Origin of the sequence: Paenibacillus sp. NPDC056933 (assembly GCF_042674385.1) — a bacterium.
Classification (GTDB): domain Bacteria; phylum Bacillota; class Bacilli; order Paenibacillales; family Paenibacillaceae; genus Paenibacillus.
Genome location: NZ_JBHUQN010000003.1, coordinates 671166 through 686281 on the forward strand (window position 1 = coordinate 671166; position 15116 = coordinate 686281).

Annotated in this window: 12 protein-coding genes; 8 read left to right on the forward strand and 4 right to left on the reverse strand. The window is 49.3% G+C overall.

Translation table 11 applies throughout. From position 1 onward, the window contains the following. Positions 1-204: 204 nt before the first annotated feature. Positions 205-1431 carry an MFS transporter gene (locus ACFTRD_RS23145; protein ID WP_379384454.1) on the reverse strand — a complete coding sequence of 409 codons (1227 nt, stop codon included), beginning with the start codon at positions 1429-1431 and terminating at the stop codon, positions 205-207. A gap of 96 nt (positions 1432-1527) precedes the next feature. On the opposite strand from ACFTRD_RS23145, the gene mobA reads away from it, so the two are divergent. Then, a complete protein-coding gene (gene mobA / locus ACFTRD_RS23150) occupies positions 1528-2142 on the forward strand; it encodes a molybdenum cofactor guanylyltransferase (protein ID WP_379384456.1) in 615 nt (204 codons plus the stop codon). Here the strand turns inward: mobA and ACFTRD_RS23155 are convergent. Beyond that, positions 2139-3062 (reverse strand): AraC family transcriptional regulator, encoded by a 924-nt coding sequence (locus ACFTRD_RS23155; RefSeq protein ID WP_379384137.1) that lies wholly within the window; start codon positions 3060-3062, stop codon positions 2139-2141. The two genes, mobA and ACFTRD_RS23155, sit on opposite strands and share 4 nt — an antisense overlap. Positions 3063-3311: 249 nt before the next feature. Here ACFTRD_RS23155 and ACFTRD_RS23160 point away from each other — a divergent pair, with 249 nt between their 5' ends. The 6 genes from ACFTRD_RS23160 (at position 3312) to ACFTRD_RS23185 (ending at position 11546) form a co-directional block, all read left to right on the forward strand. Beyond that, entirely contained in the window at positions 3312-5315 is a 2004-nt protein-coding gene (locus ACFTRD_RS23160; protein ID WP_379384139.1) for a beta-galactosidase, read from the forward strand. Between the two features lie 131 nt (positions 5316-5446). Then, entirely contained in the window at positions 5447-7237 is a 1791-nt protein-coding gene (locus tag ACFTRD_RS23165; protein WP_379384141.1) for a sensor histidine kinase, read from the forward strand. Continuing rightward, a complete protein-coding gene (locus ACFTRD_RS23170) occupies positions 7234-8334 on the forward strand; it encodes a response regulator transcription factor (protein ID WP_379384143.1) in 1101 nt (366 codons plus the stop codon). Before ACFTRD_RS23165 ends, ACFTRD_RS23170 begins: the two co-directional genes overlap by 4 nt. 144 nt (positions 8335-8478) lie before the next feature. Continuing rightward, positions 8479-9759 (forward strand): ABC transporter substrate-binding protein, encoded by a 1281-nt coding sequence (locus ACFTRD_RS23175; protein WP_379384145.1) that lies wholly within the window; start codon positions 8479-8481, stop codon positions 9757-9759. A gap of 78 nt (positions 9760-9837) precedes the next feature. Continuing rightward, on the forward strand, positions 9838-10722 hold the full coding sequence (locus ACFTRD_RS23180; RefSeq protein WP_379384147.1) for a carbohydrate ABC transporter permease: 885 nt from the start codon (positions 9838-9840) through the stop codon (positions 10720-10722). Next, positions 10719-11546 carry a carbohydrate ABC transporter permease gene (locus tag ACFTRD_RS23185; RefSeq protein ID WP_379384149.1) on the forward strand — a complete coding sequence of 276 codons (828 nt, stop codon included), beginning with the start codon at positions 10719-10721 and terminating at the stop codon, positions 11544-11546. Before ACFTRD_RS23180 ends, ACFTRD_RS23185 begins: the two co-directional genes overlap by 4 nt. A 99-nt stretch (positions 11547-11645) precedes the next feature. On the opposite strand, the gene ACFTRD_RS23190 is transcribed toward ACFTRD_RS23185, so the two are convergent. Beyond that, positions 11646-13139: an aminotransferase-like domain-containing protein gene (locus tag ACFTRD_RS23190; protein WP_379384151.1), complete on the reverse strand. Its 1494-nt coding sequence runs from the start codon at positions 13137-13139 to the stop codon at positions 11646-11648. 171 nt (positions 13140-13310) lie between these two features. Here ACFTRD_RS23190 and ACFTRD_RS23195 point away from each other — a divergent pair, with 171 nt between their 5' ends. Then, on the forward strand, positions 13311-13919 hold the full coding sequence (locus ACFTRD_RS23195) for a LysE/ArgO family amino acid transporter (protein ID WP_379384153.1): 609 nt from the start codon (positions 13311-13313) through the stop codon (positions 13917-13919). Between the two features lie 121 nt (positions 13920-14040). Here the strand turns inward: ACFTRD_RS23195 and ACFTRD_RS23200 are convergent, their stop codons facing one another. Continuing rightward, positions 14041-14877, reverse strand: coding sequence for a methyl-accepting chemotaxis protein (locus tag ACFTRD_RS23200; protein ID WP_379384155.1), 837 nt, complete (start codon positions 14875-14877; stop codon positions 14041-14043). Positions 14878-15116 lie beyond the last annotated feature (239 nt).

The following is a 15116-nucleotide window of genomic DNA, read 5'->3' on the forward strand; positions in this document are numbered from 1 at the left end:
GAATGTTTGAACTTTCTATTTACACGATAACGGAGAGGACAGAATAAAGCTGGAGAAGCGGAGCGGTCGCCTTTATCACCGTGATTTTACCCTTTGATAAAGGGAATCAAAAAAATCCGGGGATAACAGCGATCGAAAGATTGTTCTGTCCTCGTAGTGCTCCAGTGTAAATCCTGAAAGGCTCAACCTTTTTGCAACAAAAGATTACCTCTCACCCATTTCTGTCAGCACAGTTGGCTGATAGCCATTACGGCGGTTCGAGAACCACATGACACCAAAACCAACGGCACCAATCAGGGAGAAGAATACCCCGATGTTATACATCACTTCAGCACCGAAGCTCTGGAATAACCAGCCGCCGAACAGGCCGGCAATGACACCGGATATCCCGCCCCAGGCCATCGTATACACGGCCTGACCCGAGGAGCGATAAGGTCTTGGAATGAACAGCATCGTCAGCTGGGTCCCGACATAGAAATACCCGCCAAACGTAATGGAGTGCATAAGCTGAATGAACACAATCTCTAACGGATTGTTCGCCAGGGCCATGAGCTGCCAGCGAATGGCGAACAGCAAACTGATCCATATCAGTGATGCGAGAAGCATGCTCATTTTACGTTTGAGAAAACGGTCCAACAGCAGGAACACGCCGACTTCGAGTATGGATGATGTGAAGATGGCCCAGCCGACCATCTGTTTATCCCCACCCATCTCCACGATGTACAATGACATGAATGTACTGTTCATGGCGTTGGGTACGGAAACCAGCACCCCAAGCCCGATAAAGACCATAAAGTACGGATTGAACATGACTCTGCCGAAACGTCGAAAACTGACTACAGGTGTATCCGAAGCGATCGGCTGTCGGGGTAAAAACAAGGCAAAGATAAAGGCAATGACAATCATAAACGCAAAGACAATCGATACACTGCCTGCACCCAAACGGTCAATGAGAGGCCCGGCGGCTGCAGCGGTCAGTGCCCAGCCCAGCGATCCCCAAAGCCGAAATGTGCCAAATTTCTGAGTGGTTCCATCAATATAACCGAGAATCAGGCTGTTGGTTTGGGCAAACAAAGGACTTTGAAAAAAATAAAAAAAGATCATGGCTGCATAGATCCAGGCATAGGTAGGCGCATAGAATACGGCCTGGGCAAGCACAAAGGTACCACCCATCATCATCATCAAAATAATACGGATATTACGCGATTTGTCGCTCCAGAAGCCCCAGAACGGATTAGCGAACAGGGATACAAACGGACCAATCGCCATCAGACTGCCAATCTCCAATTTGGTCATACCGATTTCCTGCAAATATAACTGAAGAAAACCGGCGAAGATGGAAATGGCTCCATAAATGAAAAAGTTATATAGTTTCAGCGAAACCAAAGAGGGATTGCCTCTTCCGGGTGCATATCTGTCCAATACAGCCATTCCTTTCAGAATCATATTCTTCAATGTATCATTTGTTGAAAGGGTATTCAATGTATAGAATAAGTTTATTGAATGAGGAGGGTAACCGTGAGCACAATGGAATGGACTGGCATTATATTGGCAGGAGGCTTATCCAGCCGTATGGGTTCCAATAAAGCATTGTTGGAATGGAATGGTTCCAGTGTGTTGGAACAGGTCATCCAAGCGATGGAACCGGCAGTACAACGTGTTATCGTTTCCGCAGGGACCAGCACGGCTGCATACCCCGCGCTGGCCTACGACTGCGTTCATGTCCAGGATGACTATCCGGGGAAAGGGCCGCTTGCAGGGTTGCATGCCGCCCTGAAAGTCTCAAAGACGGACTGGAACCTCGTCTGCGCCTGTGACATGCCGCTGCTAAAGCCATCCTTTTTCGAAGGCATCAAGAGGCTCATCGAATCAGGTCAAGAGCATCATGCAGTCGTTCCGCGATTGGCAGGACGGGTTCATCCGCTTGCAGGTGCATACCATAGACGTGTTTTACCCGAACTTGAACAGCGCTTAATAGATCATCGACTGAAGGTAACCCAATGGCTTGAAGAGATCGGTTGCCGATATGTCGACGTGGATGAACTGGAAAGCGCTGGTGTCCACGATGTAGCAATTCAGCTTAGTAATATGAATACTCCGGAAGAGTATGAGCATATCCGTAACCGCCATCGGGGTCCCTAACCCTGAACGGAATTACGATATTGAAGCGGGCTTTGGCCAGTCCATCGTTTGAATTGCCGACTAAAGTGCGACAGGTGGGTATAACCCAACTTCCAAGCAATGTCCCCCAAAGAGAGCTCCGGCTGTTCGATCAGCACTTTGGCTTCCTGCAGCTTCAGGCTGGACAGATAGGCCCGTGGAGATTGTCCGTATACTTTACGAAAAATCTGTAAGCCATATCCCGGGCTAATGCCAAAGGAGGATATGATCTGTTCCACCTTGACCTGAGAAACCTCGCCATCTTTGATTCGGAGCTGTGTATTGAACGCCTGCTTGATAGCTTCTGCGATGGCGCTTGCGTAATGCATGGCTGCTGGGGCTGGAGCATGTGGTTCTGTCCTGGACAGGTTGGACAATGGTTCGCGGTCAGCTGCCTGGGACAGCAGGGCAAACAATTCAAACATGCGTGCCTGCATTACAAATTTGTCTGTGGAAGTGTAGGCCTCTGATGTTCTGATCATGCTCATCCAGTTCTCCAGGACGGGGCGTATTTGCATGTTGTCAGCGGTACCCGCCGCATAGATTTGGCTGTGCCGTGACATCAGCTTCAAGGTAAATACAGGATCGTCCACATTGAAATGAGCGCTGAAATACGTCATGCCCTCTGGTGATACACATTGATTTGTATGTTTGAATCCCGGTGGAATCAGCAGAATGGAACCTTCCTCAACCGTATAGGTATACCCGTGAATCACACTCTCCTGGGTACCTTGTATAATCAGCATAATTTCAAAGCCCGGATGGGATTCCTCCGGCATTGCCCAACCATATGGAACTTGTTGGCTGTGCGCTCCATAGAATTTAATGTTACAGTCGATAATAGGCAGCCAGTGAGCCAGCGTATGATGTGGCATCTCTCGGAGCTGTGAACGAATATCCATGAACATTCACCTCGGAAAAGGGTAAAAACAACTCGCCTTGTACAATCGGCACCCATAGTATACTTCATTATAATCAGTTTAAACGCCAACGATGGAAATCGTAGGACAGGAGAGCGTTTGGACAGATGGCTAAGCGTCTAATGTACTTCAATAGATATTAATGTAAACGTTATCATTTTTCAAATGAATTATTTCATTTTGTATAAATGCCAAGCGCTCCATACTTCCAGATGAAAAGAGGATTATAACATGGACAAGTTATTATACGGGGTAGCCTATTATGATGAATATATGCCTTACGAGCGATTGGACAAGGATATTCAGATGATGAAGGATGCGGGCATCAATGTGGTACGAATTGCGGAATCCACCTGGAGTACACATGAACCGCAGAATGGCGTCTTTGACTTCTCCTCTGTCGATCGTGTACTGGATGCCATGCACGCAGCGGGCATTCAGGTCATCGTGGGTACACCTACGTATGCTGTTCCGACGTGGATGGTCAAGGAACACCCGGATGTTCTGGCAACGACCGTGCAGGGACCAGGGAAATATGGTGCGCGGCAGATCATGGATATCACACATCCGACGTATCTTTTCTATGCCGAACGCATCATTCGCAAGCTGATTTCCCGTGTCAGCAAGCACCCTGCCGTGATTGGTTACCAGACAGACAACGAAACGAAGCATTACAATACCGCAGGAGACAATGTGCAATTGCAATTCGTCAAATATATGCGCAACAAGTTCAGCTCGCTGGATGATCTGAACAAGGAGTTTGGGCTGGATTATTGGAGCAACCGCATTAATAGCTGGGAGGACTTCCCGTCTGTTGTTGGTACAATCAACGGCAGTTTAGGCGCTGAATTTGCCAAATTCCAGCGCCAGCTGGTGACCAACTTTCTGGCGTGGCAGGTCGGAATTGTAAATGAGTATAAACAGGAAGGCCAGTTTGTCACCCAGAACTTTGACTTCGACTGGCGTGGATATTCGTACGGCATTCAAGGGGATGTGGACCATTTTGCCGCATCCAAACCTTTTGACATTACCAGTGTGGACATCTATCACCCGTCGCAGGATGATCTGACCGGCATTGAGATTTCATTCGGCGGTGACGTGGCGCGTTCCACCAAACAATCGAACTACCTCGTACTGGAGACGGAAGCACAGGCTTTCTGGCATTGGGTTCCCTACCCGGGACAGCTTCGACTGCAGGCTTTCAGCCATCTTGCCTCCGGAGCAAACATGGTCGCTTACTGGCACTGGCATTCCTTGCACAATTCGTTCGAGACCTATTGGAAAGGGTTGCTGAGCCACGATTTTGAGCCGAATCCGGTGTACAACGAGGCGAAAACGATCGGTCGGGATTTTGCCAGACTCAGCCCGCAATTGGTGAATTTAAAGAAAACGAATCGGGTAGCCGTGCTGTTCAGCAACGAGGCATTGACGTCGATCAAGTGGTTCGGGTTTAATTTTACCAGTGACAAAAAATACAATGATGTTGTCCGCTGGATGTACGACGAATTATACAAAATGAATATAGGCTGTGATCTGATTGATCCGTCTGTTGAGAGTTATGAGGGCTACGATGTGATCGTTGTACCTGCTTTGTACGCAGCTTCCGATATCTTGCTTGAGAGGCTGAACCAATTTGTACAAGATGGTGGGCATGTCGTCTATTCCTTCAAGAGCGGGTTCGCCAATGAACATATTAAGGTCCGCTCTTCCCGCCAGCCTGGACTGATCAGTGAGGCTTGTGGCATCAGTTACAACCTGTTTGTTGAGCCGAAAAATGTGTCGCTTCGGGATGATCCGTTCGAGGCTGGAGAGGGACAGAACCAGATTCACACCTGGATGGAACTCATTACACCAACAACCGCTGAAGTACTGGCCTGGTATGATCATCCTCACTGGGGAGAATATGCGGCCATTACCCAGAATGCCTACGGCAAGGGCAAAGCGACGTACGTTGGATGTTATACCAGCTCCGCAGTGATCCGCAAAGTGTTGGAGCGTGTCATGAAGGATGCCGGACTGTGGGGAACCGATCAGGAATTGGCTTTTCCAGTCATCGTGAAGAGCGGAGTGAATGATCAAGGGAATACGATTCGGTATTTCTTTAACTACTCCAATCAGGCGGCTTCGTTCGTGAATGTCTACGGAGATGGAACCGAACTTCTGGCGGGAAGATCGGTGTCCAGAGGGCAGAACATGGAGCTGGAACCTTGGGGGTTCTGCATTATTGAGCAATAATGGGAAATCATAAATGAATTGACAAGTCAATGTTCAATGACTATAAAAAGAATACAAGACAAAGCGCCCTCGGCTTCCACGCCGGGGCGTTTGTTCTTATTTTAGCTCATAAGGTCAGGAGTGGATGCATCGTGTTTACCGAATTATACCGGAAGCTTACTGATCCGTTCAAACGAAGCATTCGCAACAAATTAATTCTCACCATGACGTTTCTGACGATTCTGCCGGTCATCGCCATGACCGCTGTAGCGGCAGAGAATACCCGCTCATCCATGGAAGAAGAGATCATGGAGACCAACCGTGCGAATATGAATTGGGCCTCCATCTATCTGGGTGAACAATTCGCGCGGATGAACAATCTCATCTATTCCATTCAGATCAGTGATGAGCTGCACCAGTATTTGGCATTGAACCAGGATGCTCCAGCTGCCAGCCGATTCGATGAACAGAAGGCAGTGTTCAACATGCTGAACAGTGTATATTATTCGGCTGGTAACTATGTATTTGGCGTGGAATTATACCTGAAAGAACTGGACACGCTGTTCACCTTCAACTCGATGGAAAGCCGCATCCGATCGGTCTCGGCCATTCCCTCGGCATACGATGAACTTTTTGAGCAGCATAAGGACTTTACCATTATTAGTGATCCGAATGATCCAGAGAAGTTTCATATGACCCGCAGCATGAACCGATTCGAGGATCAGGCGCAGATCGGCGCGATTAGTCTGGAAGTCAAGTGGGCCGAATTCAATCAGACGCTGGAATTGCTGGACAGCCGGGGAGATTATGCAGTGTACATTGCCGATAGTACGGGAAGTCCCGTCTATCAGCCAAACAAAGAGATCCAGCCTTCAGCAGAAGCGCTGGAAAGACTCGCAGCTACGAAGGAAAGTTCAGGTTTCATTCGAACAGCCAAGGAATACGTATTCTATCATGCCATTGATCCGTCGGGAATGCGCCTGATCAAGATTGTCCCTTCCCATGTTATCAATGAGAGTGCTATGGAAACGATGAAGTATGGGCTTATTGTCGGGGGGCTGGCTACTGTGGTTTCGGTGTTGCTGGCAGCACTGGTGGCTTGGCGAACCTCCAAACCGATTGTTAGACTTGCGAATTCCATGAAGGGAATCCAGCTGATCAAGGACAAGGAAGTGGTGCGGAGCGGCAGAGTGGATGAGATTGGCCTATTGGAGAAAAATCTGCATGGGATGGCAAGTCGCATCCGGGAACATATTCGGGATAACTATCTCATGAACCTGGAGAAACAGACTGCCGAACTCAAAGCGCTCCAGTCCCAGATTCACCCGCATTTTCTGCAAAATACGTTGCAGATGATCGGAGGTATGGTGTATTCACAGAAACCGGCGGACAGCTACAAAGTGATTCGTGCATTAAGTGAGATGTTCCGTTATATTGTCAGAGCACCGGATGGTCTCGTGCCCTTACAGTCCGAGCTGGACCAGCTGGAGCATTATATGCTCATTCAGAAGCAGCGTTTTGCCAGCAGACTTGAATATACACTGGAGATTGAAGGTGGGCTGGGCGACTGCTACATTCCCAAGTTGTCCCTGCAACCGATTGTGGAGAATGCATTTGTCCATGGTCTGGAGAAAAAGCAGGGAGAGTGGAAATTGAACATTAACGTTGTCCGTGAGCACGATAAGGTAACTATCCGCATTTCCGATAACGGGGTTGGCATGAATCAAGAGAGATTGGCCGAGATGCAATCCAGGCTGTCCAAATTGTCCCAGCAGGGAGACAGGGTGTGGAGTTCGGGGACAAGCATTGGGCTGGTTAATGCCGCATCACGGATCGTGATGCACTTTGGTCCTGCATACGGCATGAACATGGAGAGCAGGGAAGGACAGGGAACGATTGTAACTGTTCGAATTCCTTGCCATACAGGAGGCGAATTCTTGTGAACAAGGATCATTATCGAGTGGTATTGGTGGACGACGAGCCATGGAACAGAGATATTTTGCGCAATTTGGGCGCGTGGGATGAACTTGGCATGATCGTTGCAGGTGAGGCAGAGGATGGGGAAGAGGCCATTCGGATGGTAGAGCAGCATCAGCCCCATATAATGATTACAGACATGCGTATGCCGGGGACAGACGGTGTGGAATTGCTCCAGACGCTGAGCGGACAATATCCGCATATTAAAGTGATTGTGGTTAGCGGATATGATGATTTCAATTATGCGAAACATGCGATTCGTCACCGTGCAGCTGATTATCTGCTCAAGCCTGTGAATCCTGATGAATTGAATGCCGTGCTGGCTAAATGCAAAAGGGAATTGGAAAAGACCGAATCCGGGCCAGAGTCCTGGGAACCTTATCCTTCCGCTTTTTCTGGCGAGTTCTCGCTGTTCCAGCAGCAGGCACGCCTGCGTTTTAACGACTTGAACATTCAGGGATTGCGGGAGCTGTTCCAGCAGTTGGAGCAGCGGCTCGATACCAGTGATATCCGAAGACCCCAGCAGCTTGGACGGATTGCATATGAATTGCAGACCCTGCTGGGTGAGCTCTGTGTTTCCAATGGCTTATGCGAGCAACCTGTAGCAGCTGTGCTCCCGCCGCCGACAGCTCTGGCGTCCATCGGATCAGCTGTGGAGTGGGTGTCCGCGCCTTACTATACATCGTTGGAGCAGCTGATTGCGCAGCGCAAATTCAAGAACAAGCTCAACCTGGATGAGGTAAAGCAATATATCGAGCAGCACTGTATGGAGCTGATTACGCTGGAGCAGCTGGCCCAGATCTTTTTTGTCAGCAAAGAATATCTCAGCAAGGTGTTCAAAAAAGAGTATAGCGTGAATGTGACCGACTATATTGTCCAGTTACGCATGGCAAGAGCCAAGGAATGGGTGCTGGATGAGCAGATTCCATTCAAACATATTGCCGAGATGACAGGTTATGAGGATGTATCGTACTTTTATCGGGTGTTCAAGAAACACTTCGGAGTCTCGCCTGGAGAGATGCGGAAGGGACAACCTCGTATGTCTGACAACAGCTCCAAATAATTCATTCCGAGAGAGTTTGCTGCTGGATTAAGGTTTAAAATAATCCAATAAACGAGTCTAATTTTGTCCAATGAAGCGCTTTCATTTTGTGATATATAATGATCCTATGAAAGACAAACCAGTTACACCGGGAGGTCATAAGAGATGAAAGTATGGAAAAGCGTAGCAAGTGCGGTGCTTGTGAGTGTTCTGCTCGCAGGCTGCGGTTCCAATGCGGGTACGGATGGTAAGGCAGAGGGGTCTGCATCGGGCAGCACGGTGTCCCTCAAAATATTCATTGCGCAGCCGAGGCTGAAAGAACATTACGATAAATATATAGAACAGTTCAAAGCCAAGGAGAAAGCCGAAAAGAATATTGAGGTCAACGTACAGCTGGAGATGCCGCCAGCAGATAATGCGCCGCAGATTCTGAAAACACGACTTGCCTCCAATGATGCACCAGACGTGTTCGCCCTTCATGCGGTGAATGAGATTCCACCGTTCAGCAAAGCGGGTTATCTGGAAGACCTGTCGGGTCAACCTTTTGTCGATAAATTACTCGATTCCGTTAAACCTTCCGTAACGGATGCAGCGGGCAAAGTCGTGGCAGTTCCGCTGGAAACGTTATCATGGGGATTCCTGTACAATAAGGATATTTTCAAAGAACAGGGGCTGGAAGTTCCTACGACTTTGACGGAAATGAAAGCGGTCGTGGAGAAGCTGAAAGCGGCGAACATTACACCGTTCGAACTGTCCTACAAAGAAGCCTGGATTCCACAACTCTTCCTGCCACTCACGGTGGGTGCACTGACCCAGTCAGAACATAAAGACTTCATCGACAAGATGAATCAGGATCAAGGGTCCTTCGCGGATATGAAATCGTTGTTCGACATCTTCGATCTCGTTAATGCCAATGGAACGGAGAAAGCGCTGGAAGTGGGCGGCGATGATGGATCAGCAGCCTTTGCAACAGGCAAAGCAGCGATGTGGATTCAAGGACCGTGGTTCGCGGAGACTATCCTGAAGTCCAATCCGGACATCAACTTCGGTGTGGCACCACTGCCGATCAATGACAACCCGGATGATACCAAAATCAATTTGAGCACATCGACGTCGCTGGCCGTATCTTCTACCAGTAAAAACAAGGAAGTGGCACTCGACTTCGTAAACTATGTTCTCGATGACAAGGATTCAAGTGCCTTCTATGAAGCACTCAAATTCAATCCGGTGGCGAAAATCCATGATTTCAAAAGTTTCCCTTGGGTAGACGATGCCCTGAAATATGTCAATGAAGGCAAAGCCTATCAGGATCCATCCATTCCTCAAGCGGTTAAAGATGAATCAGGCAAAGCGCTGCAAGGATACTACTCCGGACAACTGAATCAACAGCAGGTAATTGATGCGCTCGACAAAGCGTGGAAATCCTACAACAAAGTCAACAAGTAAGCAGATGAAACGGCTGGCAGAACGGTCATCGTTCCCCCGTTTACACGAGTCTGCTTATAGTGAAAAGGGGGAGAACCTATGGCTACGAATGTGTTCAAAAAGTATCTGTCGCTGCTCGCGTTCACTGCGCCTGCCTTTGTCATCTATGCCATTTTCCTGCTGTATCCCACATTTAGCGGCTTGTTCTACAGTTTGACAGACTGGAATGGTCTGAACCGGGATTACAGTTTTATCGGTCTGGGGAACTTCGTGGAACTGTTCAAGGAAGATCCCGACTTTCTGAATTCCCTGTGGTTCACGTTGAAATATGTGGTGTTTATGCTGATTCTGCAAAATGGAATTGCCTTGCTGCTCGCCGTGTTTATTGAGACTCGGACGCGCAGCAAGGGGTTATTCCGAACTCTGTTTTTCATGCCGAACATGATCAGTACGATCATCAGCGCTTTTATGTGGACGTTCATCTTCTCCCAGGTGCTGCCGCAGCTGGCCGAGAAGTTGGCCGTGTCTTTTCTGGACCAGCAGTGGCTGGGTGATCCGAAATTTTCATTCTACTCCATCCTGATCGTATCGCTCTGGAATGGTGTGGGGTATATGATGATCATCTATCTGGCTGCACTTCAGGGTGTACCGAAGAGCCTGAAGGAAGCGGCTGTCATTGATGGAGCCAATCCGTTCCAGGTACTGCGTAATGTCGTATTGCCGATGATTACACATGCTGTGACGATCTGTTTCTTCCTGACACTGAACGGAGCCTTCAAAGTATTCGAAGTTGTGTACGGTCTGACCGGTGGCGGTCCGGGCAGAGCTACTCAGGTGATTACGATGAATATCTATGAAGAGGCATTCTCCAACAATTTTAGATACGGATATGCCAGTGCCAAGTCGGTTGTGTTGTTCGTCATCGTTCTCATCTTCACGCTCATTCAGATTACGGTGATGAAGAAGAAAGAGGTGGAAGCATGAGGATGCAACGAATCAACAGCTACCTGATCCGACTGCTGCTGGTGCTGGGCTCTCTTGTCGCAATGCTGCCCATCTACATGGCAATTGTGAACTCGTTCAAAACACAAGGGGAGATGTTCCAGTCCTTTATCGCTCTGCCAACGACACTGCATTGGGAAAACTATTCGGATGCGTTTAACAAAATCAACCTGCTGGGCAGCTCGATGAACTCGGCGATCGTGTCCTTCCTGGGCATTGGCGGTATTGTGTTCTGCGCTTCATTGGCCGGATACAAGCTGTCGCGTACCTCAGGCAGATTGAGCAACCTGATCTTCTTCCTGTTCGTCGCTTCCATGCTCGTTCCTTTTCACTCGATCATGATTCCGCTGACACGGGTTGCCAAAGGATTTCACGTCCAAGGAAGCACTTACGGACTGGCCCTGATCTATATCGGACTTGGTGTGAACATGGCCATCTTCCTGTATCACGGGTTTGTCAAGTCCATCCCGCGTGAATTGGAAGAGTCGGCACAGATGGATGGATGTAATGAGTTCCAGACGTTCTTCCGGATTATCTTCCCGTTGTTGCTGCCGATTACGGTCACCATCGCGATCTTGGACTTCCTGTGGATCTGGAATGACTTCCTGTTGCCACTGCTCATGCTGACGGATGTGAACCGTTATACGCTGATTTTGTCCACCAACATGCTGTTTGGCGAGTACAACAAGGAATGGCCGCTGATTCTGTCTTCCCTGGTACTTACCGCGATTCCGGTTGTTCTCATCTATGCGTTTTTCCAAAAATTCATTATGGAGGGCATTGCAGAAGGTGCGGTAAAAGGGTAAGGAAACCTCTAACCTAGACGCATCGGCCTCATGTATACCAAAATTCGAAAGAACCGCCTTGCTCTGAGGGATCTTATTCCTTCTGATCAAGGCGGTTTTTCATTTCATTGATGTCATCAGCTTTGTGACGGCCTGTGCCAGTACGTGAAGACCACGTTCCATCTCATCCGGTGAAGCATAGGCGTAGGACAGACGAATGTGGTCTGTATCCAGACGGTCATAGAGATAACCCGGATGAATCAGCACATTCTTTTCCAGACAGGCATGGAACAGTTCACGAATGGAAAGAGGACTGTCGATAAATCGGAGCCAGATATAAAAGCCTCCGGCAGGTACGCTCCACTCGGCAAGTTCGCTGAAATCGCGTTGCAGGAGCTCCAGCATCACGTCTCTGCGTCTTCGAAGTTCCGGCCGCAGACGATCCATATGCTGCGCATGGTATCCATCGGCAAACCAGAGCGCAGCAGCCTCCTGGGCGAGGGAGCTGGTGCCATAATCCGTCTGCATCTTGATGTCAGCGAGGCGACGGATGACCGGCTCCGGCCCAACCAGCCAGCCGAGGCGCAGACCGGGGCTGACCGCTTTGGACAGGGTGCCCATATGCAGCACCCGTCCTTCCTTGTCCCGCGCCTTCAGCGATAGCGGCGGGGGTTCGTCCAGCCACAGGTCGCTGTAGGCGGCATCCTCCAATATGGAGATGCCGGTATTCCGCGCTGTGGCGAGCAGTTCTTCCCGGCGGCTGTCACTCATGACCAAGCCGGTAGGATTGTGGAAGCTCGGAATCGTATAAAGCAGCGAGATGCTGTCTCTGTTAGCCACGTTCTGGATGGCATCTTCCAGACGCGAAATGTGCAATCCTTCAGCATCCATCGGGATTCCACTCATTTTCAATCCGGCAGATTGGAAAGCATGAATGGAGTACAGATAAGATGGTTTCTCCAGCAGGACTGCCGATCCGCGGGGCAGGAGGCCAACGGAGATAAGGTGCAATGCCTGGAGAGAGCCGGATACAATCAGAATGGAGTCAGGGGAGGCTTGTATGCCATTTGTCCGTAAGTAAACGGACAAAGCCTGCCGGAGCTCCAGACTGCCCTGGGGTTCGAGGTAGTTTAGTGTGCGGGAACGGCTGGATAGAGCGTGGAGAATGTTATTAAAAGCCTCCTGGGGCATCAGCTCAGGGGCAAGCTCGCCTGTACCAAGCCTAATGATGCCTGGCTGGAACTCTGCCCGATTAATCTGCTGCACCTCTGGCATATTGGGGTAATACCAGCCTTCTTCGATGGCTTCCTCCCAGTTGGGCATGGCTCCGTGAGCCAGCGCATGCCAACCGGAGCCGCAGACATACGTGCCGCCGCCATGTCTGCCTTCAATCATGCCTGCGGCGGCCAAGTTTTCCAGCGCAGTGACCAGCGTGCTGCGGTTCACATCCATGGATTGAGCCAATGTCCGTTGTGAAGGAAGCCGGTATCCCGCCGTCCATTCCCCGGAAGTGATTTTCTCACGAATAAAGACCTCGATCTGACGGTACAGGGGTAACGCATGGGAGTGGTCCGGCTTCCAGCCGATTTCAGGTCGAGCATCGGAACGATTCATGAGCAGGTTCGCCTCTTTTCTTGAATGAATGATGGTATCCCGTTTTCTTTCCTTTCCTTTCCTTTCCTTTCGAACACTATATCATTTGGTTGGGTTTGGTGCCATCCAAGTGGTTGGTTACGCCTGACGTTATCTCTATTACTATGGAGACATGTCTAAGGGGGATGAACGATGGGTGTAATTATTCACGCGGTGGTGCTGGCGTTTGGCCTGATCTTGCCACTCGGTGTACAAAATGTATTTATTTTTAATCAAGGCATGAGTCAGCGAAGTTACGCGCGGGCGCTGCCAGCTATAGTAACCGCAGGACTCAGTGATACGTTGTTGATTGGCGCAGCAGTTGGAGGGGTATCTCTCATTTTGCTGCAATGGCCGCTGCTGGCGAATGTATTGTATGCAGGAGGGAGTGTATTTTTGCTCTATATGGCATGGAGTATTTGGAGGTCAGCCGGATCTGCAAATGATTCAGCAACCGTACTGTCTGCGGGGCAACAGATCGCCTTCGCTGCTTCCGTTTCCTTGCTTAACCCGCATGCCCTGCTGGACACAGTAGCTGTGATCGGCACCAGTTCGCTTCAGTATGATGGACAGGCACGCATTTATTTTGCCATCACGGCGGCCGTGGTATCATGGGTATGGTTTCTGGGACTTGCGGCTGCAGGCAGGCTTATAGGGAGTAAAGATCGTACAGGCCGGGTCAGTATTTTGTTCAATCGGTTGTCCGCTGTGGTGATGATCGGAATGGCGGGCATGATGCTGTGGAAGCTGGTCTTCTCGTAATGGAGTGGAGTGTATGGGAAGGGTATTGATTTTGAAAATAGAAAAGAATCCCCTCATGTTAAACGTGCAGGGATTCTTTATATGCTTGCGTGATGCGCAGCGCCAAATGAATCTTTCTATATTAGTCTGCCTTCAGCAGCATGGATTCAATGAATGCTTTGAGATCTCTGGATGCGTTGTTCAGTTGATCAATCACCTCGCTGAACTCGGTGACGAGCTCGGCTTGCTGGCTGCTGAATTGGGTGATGGATGTAATCTCCTGTTCCATCTGACGAATGGAATGCTGTACTTCCTTCAAGGAGCGTTCAATGTTCACCGTGGCTTCTTTGGTTCCGGTGGATAATTTGCGTACTTCGGTAGCCACGACGCCAAAACCGGCTCCTGCTTCTCCTGCTCGAGCCGCTTCAATGGCAGCATTCAGACCTAGCAGGTTCGTCTGCTCTGAAATTTCGCGAATGAATGAAGCCACTTTGGTGACTTCACTGGAATTTTGCACCGCAATCCGTGTGTTGTCCAAAATCTGTGAAGATGATGCGGTCAGCTGCTGGGATTGGGCAGCTACGGTCTGCACCATTTCCGTCAGTCTGCCACTGATGCCGCCGATCAGTTCGGTAAGATGTTCCAGTTGTTCCTCGTTTTTGAGTGAAAATCCAATCGCGAGTGCACCGACGATATGGCCTGCTTCATCGCGAAGCGGGGTGGCCGCCGAGTTGATAGGGGTACCATAAAATTTGGCATCGATACGATTGGCTGATGTCTCACCATCTATAAGTGCCCGGCGCAGAGTAGGATCTTCCAGTGAGATGGGATCTCCGGCCTGGATGCCCAGATCGAGATCTTCGCTTCGTACGTAATACCGGAACTGCTCCATATCGGTAACAGCAATCATCAAATCATTTTCCTTAAGCATGATTTTAAAATACGGGCTTGCTGCCACAAGTGCTTCAACAATATTCAATCGAATCAACTCCTATATATGGGTACGTTTGATCGTGATGTTGTATATATACATCGTCACAATTGAAGCATTCCTGAAGGCCTGGCGAGGGCATGGAGAGATTTATTTTAACGATAGAATCAGGAGAATCAATCGACTATATTGAGCAGGGATGATGATATGAAAAAAAAGCTGCTGAGGGCCGTAGGTCTTCAGCAGCTTAGGGGATAACGATGGTCAATACGAACGCTACGTAAAGC

Excerpts from the sequence above, each read along its gene's own strand:
- ACFTRD_RS23185 (WP_379384149.1), top strand. The coding sequence starts at position 10,719 with ATGAGGATGCAACGAATCAACAGCTACCTGATCCGACTGCTGCTGGTG.
- ACFTRD_RS23155 (WP_379384137.1), bottom strand. The coding sequence starts at position 3,062 with ATGGATATTCGTTCACAGCTCCGAGAGATGCCACATCATACGCTGGCT.
- ACFTRD_RS23175 (WP_379384145.1), top strand. The coding sequence starts at position 8,479 with ATGAAAGTATGGAAAAGCGTAGCAAGTGCGGTGCTTGTGAGTGTTCTG.
- ACFTRD_RS23145 (WP_379384454.1), bottom strand. The coding sequence starts at position 1,431 with ATGGCTGTATTGGACAGATATGCACCCGGAAGAGGCAATCCCTCTTTG.
- ACFTRD_RS23195 (WP_379384153.1), top strand. The coding sequence starts at position 13,311 with ATGGGTGTAATTATTCACGCGGTGGTGCTGGCGTTTGGCCTGATCTTG.
- ACFTRD_RS23190 (WP_379384151.1), bottom strand. The coding sequence starts at position 13,139 with ATGAATCGTTCCGATGCTCGACCTGAAATCGGCTGGAAGCCGGACCAC.
- ACFTRD_RS23160 (WP_379384139.1), top strand. The coding sequence starts at position 3,312 with ATGGACAAGTTATTATACGGGGTAGCCTATTATGATGAATATATGCCT.
- ACFTRD_RS23180 (WP_379384147.1), top strand. The coding sequence starts at position 9,838 with ATGGCTACGAATGTGTTCAAAAAGTATCTGTCGCTGCTCGCGTTCACT.
- mobA (WP_379384456.1), top strand. The coding sequence starts at position 1,528 with ATGGAATGGACTGGCATTATATTGGCAGGAGGCTTATCCAGCCGTATG.